At 50.9% G+C, this 9,679-nt stretch carries 9 protein-coding genes and 1 pseudogene; 9 read left to right on the top strand and 1 reads right to left on the bottom strand.

Annotation, left to right across the window (positions count from 1 at the left end):
- Positions 1 to 343 precede the first annotated feature (343 nt).
- The 7 genes from ACLTD4_RS30560 to ACLTD4_RS30530 are packed head-to-tail and all read left to right on the top strand — an operon-like array spanning position 344 to position 5,968.
- Positions 344 to 1,231 (top strand): carbohydrate ABC transporter permease, encoded by an 888-nt coding sequence (locus ACLTD4_RS30560; RefSeq protein ID WP_002603721.1) that lies wholly within the window; start codon positions 344 to 346, stop codon positions 1,229 to 1,231.
- Positions 1,231 to 2,088: a carbohydrate ABC transporter permease gene (locus tag ACLTD4_RS30555; RefSeq protein WP_117620516.1), complete on the top strand. Its 858-nt coding sequence runs from the start codon at positions 1,231 to 1,233 to the stop codon at positions 2,086 to 2,088. The genes ACLTD4_RS30560 and ACLTD4_RS30555 overlap by 1 nt, the downstream gene beginning before the upstream one ends.
- 33 nt (positions 2,089 to 2,121) lie before the next feature.
- On the top strand, positions 2,122 to 3,408 hold the full coding sequence (locus ACLTD4_RS30550) for an ABC transporter substrate-binding protein (RefSeq protein WP_117620517.1): 1,287 nt from the start codon (positions 2,122 to 2,124) through the stop codon (positions 3,406 to 3,408).
- Positions 3,405 to 4,412, top strand: coding sequence for a dihydroxyacetone kinase subunit DhaK (locus ACLTD4_RS30545; protein WP_055653016.1), 1,008 nt, complete (start codon positions 3,405 to 3,407; stop codon positions 4,410 to 4,412). The genes ACLTD4_RS30550 and ACLTD4_RS30545 overlap by 4 nt, the downstream gene beginning before the upstream one ends.
- A gap of 21 nt (positions 4,413 to 4,433) precedes the next feature.
- Positions 4,434 to 4,631: a hypothetical protein gene (locus ACLTD4_RS30540; protein ID WP_412331810.1), complete on the top strand. Its 198-nt coding sequence runs from the start codon at positions 4,434 to 4,436 to the stop codon at positions 4,629 to 4,631.
- Complete coding sequence (locus tag ACLTD4_RS30535) at positions 4,612 to 5,067, top strand: dihydroxyacetone kinase subunit L (protein ID WP_412331809.1); 456 nt, start codon at positions 4,612 to 4,614, stop codon at positions 5,065 to 5,067. The genes ACLTD4_RS30540 and ACLTD4_RS30535 overlap by 20 nt, the downstream gene beginning before the upstream one ends.
- 13 nt (positions 5,068 to 5,080) lie before the next feature.
- Entirely contained in the window at positions 5,081 to 5,968 is an 888-nt protein-coding gene (locus tag ACLTD4_RS30530) for a class II fructose-bisphosphate aldolase (RefSeq protein ID WP_117620518.1), read from the top strand.
- A 12-nt stretch (positions 5,969 to 5,980) separates the two neighbouring features.
- Here ACLTD4_RS30530 and ACLTD4_RS30525 read toward each other — a convergent pair whose 3' ends face one another.
- Positions 5,981 to 7,639, bottom strand: coding sequence for a sensor domain-containing diguanylate cyclase (locus tag ACLTD4_RS30525; protein WP_055653013.1), 1,659 nt, complete (start codon positions 7,637 to 7,639; stop codon positions 5,981 to 5,983).
- A 174-nt stretch (positions 7,640 to 7,813) separates the two neighbouring features.
- Here ACLTD4_RS30525 and ACLTD4_RS30520 point away from each other — a divergent pair, with 174 nt between their 5' ends.
- Positions 7,814 to 8,557 (top strand): ABC transporter ATP-binding protein, encoded by a 744-nt coding sequence (locus ACLTD4_RS30520; RefSeq protein WP_055653012.1) that lies wholly within the window; start codon positions 7,814 to 7,816, stop codon positions 8,555 to 8,557.
- A 1-nt stretch (position 8,558) separates the two neighbouring features.
- Positions 8,559 to 9,475 (top strand): annotated as a pseudogene (locus tag ACLTD4_RS30515) (SufB/SufD family protein).
- Positions 9,476 to 9,679 lie beyond the last annotated feature (204 nt).

Below are 9,679 nucleotides of genomic sequence, written 5' to 3'. Positions count from 1 at the left end.
GATCTTAACGGTGGAGTGATAGAAAAACATAACGGTGCATAAAAGTACGAGAACAACGGTCGTGCCCACAATCATGATAATCTGAACGGATATATGAGAAAAGAGCGTTTTTAAGCCGCTGCGAAGTTTTTTTGCATGAAAAAGTTTCATAAAGAGTCCTCTCCAAATTTTTTGCATTTTCTTATATTATACCAAAAACAGGGCGATATGCTATCGGAAATTGTCAAAAATGCTGTTCATTTTATTCCATATAATAATTCCTGAAAATTCCATTAAAATAACTGCACAAAACAGGTATGATAGTATCAGCTTCAGACAGAACAGGAAAAAAGGAGTTACGGGGATGGGTGAAAATAAAATGAAATCGAAGCAGGGCAGGGAAAATTTTATCTTTGTATTTCCAGCGCTGATTCTCGTCGCAGTGGTGTTTTACATTCCATTTTTTATGAGCGGTTACTACTCATTGACCAAATGGGATGGGATCGCTAAAAAACCGGAGTTCATCGGATTCGACAACTTTATTCAGATTTTTACGGCGGATAAGACCTTTTTAAACGCCATGCTTTTTACCGGAAAATATATGATCTTTTTTGTGGTTATCGTCAATGTACTGGGACTTCTTCTGGCGGTGATGCTGGTAAAGAGATTAAAGACGGCCAACCTCTTAAGGGCGGTGTTCTTCGTCCCATATATCATGAGCATGATCATTGTGGGATTTATCTGGAAATTCATCTTTCTGCAGGGGTTTAATACGCTGGGAGAGATAACGGGATGGGGAATCTTCGGACTCAGCTGGCTGGGAGATGAAAAGCTGGCCTTCGTATCCATACTGATCGTATCCATCTGGCAGGCGGTCGGCTTCTATATGGTCCTGTATATTGCAGGGCTCCAGGCCATTCCTGAGGACGTGCTGGAAGCCGCAGTGGTGGACGGGGCCAGCGGTACGGCGAAATTCTTCAGAATTACACTGCCTCTTCTTGGAGGCACCGTCACCACCTGTATTTTCATGGCGCTGACCAATGCGATTAAGATTTTTGATATCATTCTGGCTCTGACTGCCGGCGGACCGGGCGGTTCTACCTACAGCGCGACCCTCGATGTATACCGGGAGGCATTCCAGAACAACAACTTTGGACTTGGCTCGGCGAAGGCACTGATCCTGTTTGTTACCGTCATGCTGCTGACCAATGTCGTGTTAAAATTACTGCAGAGCAGAGAGGTTGAACTGTGATGAATAGAAGAAAAAGAGTGGAACAGACGCCGAAGAGAAGCGCGGGCCTTATCATTTTGGAAGTGATCCTGATCCTGTGCGCCGCAGTGTACATTTATCCGGTATTCCTGATGTTTACAAATTCCTTTAAATCATTTAAAGAGGTGCTGGTCAACGTTGTGGCGCTGCCGACGCATCTGGAGTTTGCCAACTATACCCACGTAATAGAAAAAATCAATTATGGACGTCTGTTCTTTAATAATGTGGTGATTACATTTACGGGAATTCTGGGAATCGTGTTTTTTTCCTCACTGGCCGCCTATATTCTGGCCCGGAGGAACACAAGGTTTACGAGAGCCGCCTATATGTTCTGTATCATACCGATGCTGGTGCCGTTCCAGACCATCATGATTACGCTGGTGAAGGTCATGAAGACGCTGCACCTTTCCGGGAGCCTGCTGGGGCTCGGAATTCAGTATTGGGGATTTGGAATTCCCATGGCGGTGTTTATCTATATGGGTTTTATCAAGACGATACCGCGGGCAATCGACGAGAGTGCTACCATAGACGGCGCCTCCGCATTCAGCACCTATGTGAGGATCATATTTCCTCTGCTTAAGCCGGTTACCGCAACGGTCATGGTTCTCGACGTCATGTGGATCTGGAACGATTTCCTGCTTCCGATGCTGATGGTCAACAGTTCGCCGAAGACCAAAACTCTGACGCTGGCGGCGTATACCTTTGTCGGCCAGTACAACACGCAGTGGCAATACGCCATGACGGCCATGGTCTTAGCGCTGCTGCCTTCCATCTTGTTCTTCATTTTCATGCAAAAACACATTATAAAAGGAGTTGTCGCCGGTGCTGTAAAAGGGTGACCATTCCAAAAAAAAATCAAAAGGAGAAGGGTTATGAGCAAAAGAAAGAGAATGATTTCCATGGTTATGAGTGCCGCGATGGCGGCAGGACTTCTGGCCGGCTGTGCAGGCAATGCGCCGGTGGCGGAAACGGAGGCTTCCGCGGCGGCTGCCGGGGAGAAAGAGATTTACATGTTTGTGAGCTGTCCTGAGAACGCAGATGCGATTGCCAATGCGATCGAAGAGTACAAGAAGGTAGCGCCCAATATCACAATTAATTACGAAACGACACAGTCGGACTATCCCACCTTATTAAAGGCGAAGATGAATTCGGGCGACACACCGGATATCTTTGCATCGACAGGCGGCCAGGAGATGAAGGCCTATGCGGAGTATTCCTATGATTTATCCGGCCAGCCTCTGGCGTCCTCCCTGACGGACTCGGCAAAGGCCACCATGACCTATGAGGACAAGCTGCTCGGAATTCCTGTCATATCCAATGCGTTTGGCATGATGTACAATCAGGAGCTTTTTGACCAGGCGGGAATTTCCGCCATGCCTGCCACCTTTACAGAGCTGGAGGCGGCCTGTGAGAAGCTGGCGGCTGCGGGCATTCAGCCATTTACCAACGGATACAAGGAATGGTGGGTTTATAAGTATGTGTTCCAGAACTTTATAGACGTGGCCAGCGAGGGAGACCCGGAGGCGCTTGTACAGAGCTTTATCGATGGAACGGCAAAGATATCGGACTATCCGGTACTGGCTGAAAATTATTTTGACTACGTGGATCTCACTGTAAAATACGGGGATGCGAAGCCTCTGGAGACGGATTTGAATGCGGAAATCACGGCATTTTCAACTGGAAAAGCGGCAATGATGACTGGAATCGGAGCACCGATGGAGCCGAGCGTAAAGGCGATCTCACCTGAGATGAAGATCAGCTTCTGCGGCTATCAGGTCGATGAGAATCCGGAGCATTTCTTTATCGTAGCCGGAGCGGAGCAGGCGTACCGTGTCAACAAGGACTCGAAAGTCTTAAATGAGACACTGGATTTCTTAAACTGGCTCTACTGTGACTACGGAAAGACATGGTTCCCGGAAGTGATGAATGCGATTCCGCCGATCGGGGATACCCCTCTGCCAAATACAGATGTTGCTGCTGCACTGACCAGCTTTATGGAGACAAGAGAACCGGGAGTTCCGTCGGCAGTCTACTCTCTCGACAGCTTCCACCAGAAATTCGGCGAGATCATGCAGAGCTACGTGGCCGGCAGCAAGACCCGCGAGGAGGCTGTGAAAGAAATAGAACAGCAGTGGACAGAACTGGGGGCAATCGAATGAAAAAAATCATGAACGAACCGGACACTCTCATCGCAGATGAGCTGCAGGGCTTTGCGAAAATTTATCCCCGTCAGGTGAAGCTGGCGGACAGTGTGACCGCGGTCGTCAGAGCGGTTCCGAAATCTGCCGGAAAAGTGAAGCTGGTTATGGGAAACGGCGGCGGTCATGAACCGGCAGTCATCGGCTGGGTAGGAGAAGGCATGTTTGATTGTGATGTTGTCGGGGACTTGTTTTCGGCGCCATCCGGAGAGAAGATGTTTCAGGCGATCGAGGAGATCGACGACAAAAGTCCGGTCTTACTGTGTATCCAGAATCACGCGGGTGATGTAATCAACGGCAATATCGCATGGAAGAAGGCGGTAAAGCACGGAATTGATATCCGAAAGGTGTTGTTTTATGACGATATTGCCTCCGCGCCGAGAGAAGAGAATGAGGAGCGGCGGGGCATCGCGGGCATGCTGTTTTATGCAAAGATTGTAGGAGCCATGGCAGAGGCCGGGGCCTCCATAGAGGAATGCATAGAGATGTTTGAACGCGTCAGGGACAACACGAGGACGTATGCGGCGGCGTATTCCAGCTGTACGCATCCGGGCACGGGCCTTAAGATGTTTGAGTACCTGGAGAATAACGATTTGATGGAAATGGGGATGGGCGTTCATGGGGAAGGCGGCGGAGACAACCGCATCCCCATGCCGAAGGCCGGCCGGCTGGCGGAACTGATGGCAGATGCTCTGATTCAGGATAAGCCGTACCGCCCGGGAGAGTCACTCTTAATACTGGTCAATGGCACGGGCGCGGCTACCGCTATGGAGTTGAATATCTTATACAATGAGCTGGAGAAGAGCTTCCGGTCTAAAGGCTTTGAGATCGCAGGCTGCCGGGTCGGCAATTTCCTTACGACCCAGGAACTGGCCGGTGTATCTGTATCTATCTGTTCCGTGGATGATACTATGAAAGAGCTATGGGAAAGACCGTGTGACTGCCCGTTGTGGGTACAAAAATAAGGGGAAGAGCGGGAGGCGGATATGAACGTTTTAACGGTAGAGGAACTGCGGGAAATGATGATCTGCGTCTGTGACCGCGTAGCCGCAGAAGAACGCCGTCTGTGTGAACTGGACAGCTTTGTGGGAGACGGGGATCAAGGTGTCACGGCGGCGCGTGGATTCCGGGCCGTGAAGACTGGAATCGAAGCGGTATCAGTCGATGGAAGAACTGCTGGATGAAGCGGCGGAAACGCTCAGCGAGACGATGGGTGGAGCCATAGGCCCGATCTTCGGCAGCATCTTTGAAGGCGCGGCGGAGAGCGCGGCAGGGCGAAGCCGGCTGACGGCAGTGGAAATGGGGGAGATGCTGGAGCAGGGGCTTAAGGAAGTCAAGATGATCGGCGGCGCCAAAGAAGGGGACCGCACGCTGGTGGATTGTCTGGCGCCTGCGGTGCGCGCTTTGAAGGAGGCGGCCGGGGCTGGAGCCGATTTATCCGAGGCCCTTATGAGGGCAGCCGATGCGGGAGCAGAGGGCGTGGAGGCGACAAAGAAGATGGTGGCAAAGAAGGGACGTGCGAAATTCCTTCAGGAGAAGTCTCTGGGGCATCAGGATGCAGGTGCCACCTCCATGTGGATTGTATTAAAGGCGATGAGTGATTACTGCGCCGGTAAATAGAGAGGAATAGAAAATGCCTGTAGTTACGCTGCGAAAAATACTGAAGAATGCCGGCCGTGAGAAGTACGCGGTGGGAATGTTCGATGTGCATCACTCTGATATGGCCGAGGCGGTTCTGGAAGCGGCGGAAGAACGGAATGCTCCCGTCATCCTGGCACTGGCGGAAGTACATGCCGTACAGCCGGGACAGCTGACCGCGGTGGGCTCCATGCTCGTTCAGGCCGCTGAACGGGCCGGAGTTCCGGTTGCCGTCCACCTGGATCATGCGGTATCGGTGGAGACGGCCGTGCAGGCTATGGAGCTGGGGTTCTCCTCTGTCATGTATGACGGTTCTACCCTTTCACTTGAGGAAAATCTGGAAAACACTGCGAAGACGGTGCGTCTGGCGGAGGCGTTCGGCGCTTCCGTCGAGGCGGAGCTGGGTCATGTAGGCGGAGAGGAAGGAAATTCAGACGGCAGTGGCGGGAGTGTGTATACAAAACCGGAGGACGCAGCATATTTTGCGGAGATGACCGGGGCCGATGCGCTGGCGGTATCCATAGGAACGGTTCACGGAAGATACCGGGAAAAACCAAATTTAAATATTCCGCTTCTGAAGGAAATACACCGGCGGGTCTCTATCCCCCTTGTGCTTCATGGGGGATCGGGACTGAGTGATCAGGATTTTAAAGACTGCATAGCGGGGGGAATTTCCAAAATAAACATTTACACGGAAATCGCGGAGGCGGCCAGAATGGTTTTCATTGAAGATGCCGTGAAGCTGGGCTATTTTGACCTCATGCAGAAGTCCAAAAGGGCGATGCGGGCTGTGGCCGCAGAAAAAATAAAGCTGTTCGGCTCACAGGGAAAAGCACCGGCCCTTTCGGAGCCAGGCACCCCGCCGCAAAAAACGGGGGAATAATCAGAGGAGGCATCAATCCATATCCTCCGACATGCTCATACCCGGTTCGTACACGGCGTACTGGTTGCGCCCGTGCAGTTTGGCATGGTACAGGGCGATATCGGCCTTCTCGTAGAGTGCTTCAAAGGTAGTCCCATCCTCGGGGAAGGCCGCGGTGCCGATGCTGCCGGATATATGTGCTTCCGGCTCCAGGGCGCTGCCGATCAGGCTGCAGAGATTCTCCAGGCGGGCGTATAAGTCCATGGAGTAGGAGACGTCCTTCAGCAGTATGATGAATTCGTCCCCGCCCAGGCGTCCGAAGACATCATCACGGCGGAGCGCTGATTTTAAGCGCGCGGCCGCGGTTCGGAGGGCCTTGTCTCCAAACTGGTGGCCGTACCGGTCATTGATCTGTTTAAAACGGTCGATATCCAGCATGATCAGAATGTGGTGGTCCTGGCTGTTCTTCAGAATATGGCGGATGGCGCGGACCGAGGTGCCGCGGTTTAACAGGCCCGTTAAGGAATCCTGCTTCGACATTTCCTGGAGTGTAAGGGCTTCTTTCTTCTCTTCGTCGATGTCCTTAATCAGGATAAATGCCTTGATGGTGTCGGTATACGGATCGGGAACGATCTGAATCAGCCCCAGGCACCAGTAGGCGGTGCCGTCGGGACGGAGCCTTCTGTGTTCCGTCTGAAGGGAGCGGTTGCCGTGGTAGTAGTGGTAGAGCAGCTGGTTGCGGTTAAACACCTTTAAGTAGTTTTCGCGGTCCTCTTCATATATGAAGTGTTCCGCGATGTAGTTGATGATGTCCGAGAAGGTGTTCCGGGCGTATTCCGGAAGGGTGGAGGTGAGCTCGCCCAGGATTTCCTCAAACAGATCGTATTTAAGATTGTATTCGTAATAGCCGATACAGTCTTTTTTTTGTTCATTCATGTACTCCATCCATTTTTGGTAGGCAAGTTCTTTTTCATACTGCCCGGTAATATCCTGATAGGAGATAATACTTCTTAACGGTTCCCGGTTCTGTCCGTATATGAGTGAGTAGCAGGCGGAAAACCAGTGGTATTCCCCGCTTTTCATTTTCATGCGGATGATCGATTTTCCTTCGGGGACTCCACTTTCCATGGAATTGTAAAAGTCCAGAAATTCCTGGACGCTCTCTCGGTGGATAATACCGTTGTCGATGATAAAATCAGGGGTTGGCGGGAATGAAATGGGACCGGGAAATGAAAATGCTGAATCGGGTGGCTGACAGAGAGTTTTCGACGGAATATCGTAAATGCTGATGTTGCATCCGGAGTGCCGGCTGGCGAGGCGGTACTGTTCCTCACGGATGAGTAATTCTTCCTGACGTTTCTTTCTGTCACTTATGTCGATGATGATACCGTAGAGAACCTCTTCTCCGCCTCCGGGGACGTAGTTTATGCGGATGAGGTACCAGCAGAAGTCTCCTCCCTCTGCCGGACTTCGGAATTCCAGTTCAAAACGCGCAGGTGAATTCCCTAAGTGTCCCAGGATTTCTTTCTCCAGTTCCGGATAATCCTGTGGTTCCACGATTTCTTCCAGGCGTTTTCCGGTTCCGTTCAGCTGTTTCAGTTCATGGTTCGCATAGAGGACCGGAAAGCCGCTTTCGGCCTTCAGTTTTACAATGCCGCAGGGCATATTGTCGAGTATCATATCGGATTTCATATACATTTCTCCCTTAAGTGTGTTTTCTTATGAATGGTAAAACGGATATTGTTATAAGTGTATGAAGAGGAGGCGGGAAAAAGAACCGATATGAAAAAAAATATAGTAAAGATTGGAAAAATGGTGTATACTAGCATGTGCGGGTGTTGGAGTAAGAGATACAGGAGGAGACATATGCTTACATTAGAAAACCTATCTTTTGGCGTACAGGACGAGAAGAGCCAGAAAGAGATTATCAGGAATTTAAACCTGACCATAGAGAGCAATAAATTTGTCGTTGTCACAGGTCCCAACGGAGGCGGGAAATCGACTCTGGCGAAGCTGATTGCAGGAATTGAGAAGCCGACTGGAGGACGGATTTTACTGGATGGGGCAGATATTACAGAGAAGAACATTACGGAGCGCGCTCAGAGCGGAATCAGCTATGCATTCCAGCAGCCGGTCCGTTTTAAAGGGATTGAAGTATTTGATCTTCTGCGCCTTGCATCTGGAAAAGAGCTTAATATTACGGATGCATGTCAGTATTTATCCGAAGTGGGCTTATGTGCCAAGGATTATATCAAGCGCGAGGTGAATGACAGTTTATCGGGCGGCGAACTGAAGCGGATCGAGATTGCTACCGTGCTGGCGCGCGGAACGAAGCTGTCTATTTTCGATGAACCGGAGGCCGGAATCGATTTATGGAGCTTCCAGAACCTGATCGCAGTATTCGAACGCATGCGTCAAAACATCAAAAATGGTTCGATTTTAATCATCTCTCATCAGGAGAGGATTCTGGATATCGCAGACGAGATCGTGGTGATTGCAAACGGTCAGATCAGCATGCAGGGCCCGAAGGATGACATCCTTCCTCATCTTCTGGGGACAGCTTCCGCAGTGGATGCCTGTACGAAGTTTTACAACAAGGAGGAGGCATGACATGGCAAAGATAGATGAGATTCAGAAGCGGCTGTTAGAAGAAGTCGCTGATTTACATGACGTGCCGGAAGGCGCATATAATCTCCGCGCCAACGGCCAGACAGCGGGCCGGAACACGACGGCCAACATCGATATCACATCGAAGGACGACGGCACCGGCATCGATATTCATATTAAGCCGGGTACGAAGCATGAGAGTGTTCATATCCCGGTCGTGTTAAGCGAGAGCGGCTTGACCGAGGTGGTTTATAATGATTTTTATATCGGGGACGACGCAGACGTGGTGATCGTGGCGGGCTGCGGCATCAGCAACTGCGGGCAGCAGGATTCCCGGCACGACGGAATTCATCGTTTTTATCTGGGAAAGAATTCCAAAGTGAAATACGTGGAGAAACACTACGGTGAGGGCGACGGCAACGGCAAGAGAATCATGAACCCGGGCACGGAGGTGTATCTGGAGGAAAACAGCTACATGGAGATGGAGATGGTCCAGACTGGGAGTGATTCCAAAACTGAACACGAAGGCCGGCTTAGCCGGCGCGAAGCTGGTTATACAGGAGACTGATGACACACGGCGCTCAGGACGCGGTCAGCGGGTTTGTGGTGAATTTAAACGGGGATGACTCCAGCGCCAACGTCATTTCGCGTGCGGTGGCAAGAGATGATTCGAGACAGACCTTCTTAGCGGAGATCAACGGCAACTCAAGATGTGCCGGCCATTCCGAATGTGACGCCATCATTATGGATCATGCCAACATCAGCGCGATTCCGAAGATCACAGCCAACAACACAGATGCAGCCCTGATCCACGAGGCGGCCATCGGTAAAATAGCGGGAGACCAGATTATCAAGCTGATGACGCTGGGGCTCAGCGAGGCGGAAGCGGAAGCGCAGATTGTGAATGGGTTTTTGAAGTAGGAAATGCTGTAATCAGATGAGAGAAATCAATATGTTTAAAAATGCGCGTCAATCCCTTTCGTTTAATGGGATTGACGCGCATTTGCTTTTATTTTTGAACCGGACTCTTGCGATAAAGATAAACCGGCCGGCCCGATTCCGTCTTCCTCTGCACTTCGCCCTGAATCAAAGGAAGCGCATAATCGATGAACGCCTGCGTCACAT

It is taken from the genome of Hungatella sp. (genome assembly GCF_046966825.1).
This window is presented reverse-complemented; position numbering and strand designations above follow the sequence as displayed.

Coding starts and splice junctions, on each gene's coding strand:
- ACLTD4_RS30560 (WP_002603721.1), top strand. CDS start 344: ATGGGTGAAAATAAAATGAAATCGAAGCAGGGCAGGGAAAATTTTATC.
- ACLTD4_RS30555 (WP_117620516.1), top strand. CDS start 1,231: ATGAATAGAAGAAAAAGAGTGGAACAGACGCCGAAGAGAAGCGCGGGC.
- ACLTD4_RS30550 (WP_117620517.1), top strand. CDS start 2,122: ATGAGCAAAAGAAAGAGAATGATTTCCATGGTTATGAGTGCCGCGATG.
- ACLTD4_RS30545 (WP_055653016.1), top strand. CDS start 3,405: ATGAAAAAAATCATGAACGAACCGGACACTCTCATCGCAGATGAGCTG.
- ACLTD4_RS30540 (WP_412331810.1), top strand. CDS start 4,434: ATGAACGTTTTAACGGTAGAGGAACTGCGGGAAATGATGATCTGCGTC.
- ACLTD4_RS30535 (WP_412331809.1), top strand. CDS start 4,612: ATGGAAGAACTGCTGGATGAAGCGGCGGAAACGCTCAGCGAGACGATG.
- ACLTD4_RS30530 (WP_117620518.1), top strand. CDS start 5,081: ATGCCTGTAGTTACGCTGCGAAAAATACTGAAGAATGCCGGCCGTGAG.
- ACLTD4_RS30525 (WP_055653013.1), bottom strand. CDS start 7,639: ATGAAATCCGATATGATACTCGACAATATGCCCTGCGGCATTGTAAAA.
- ACLTD4_RS30520 (WP_055653012.1), top strand. CDS start 7,814: ATGCTTACATTAGAAAACCTATCTTTTGGCGTACAGGACGAGAAGAGC.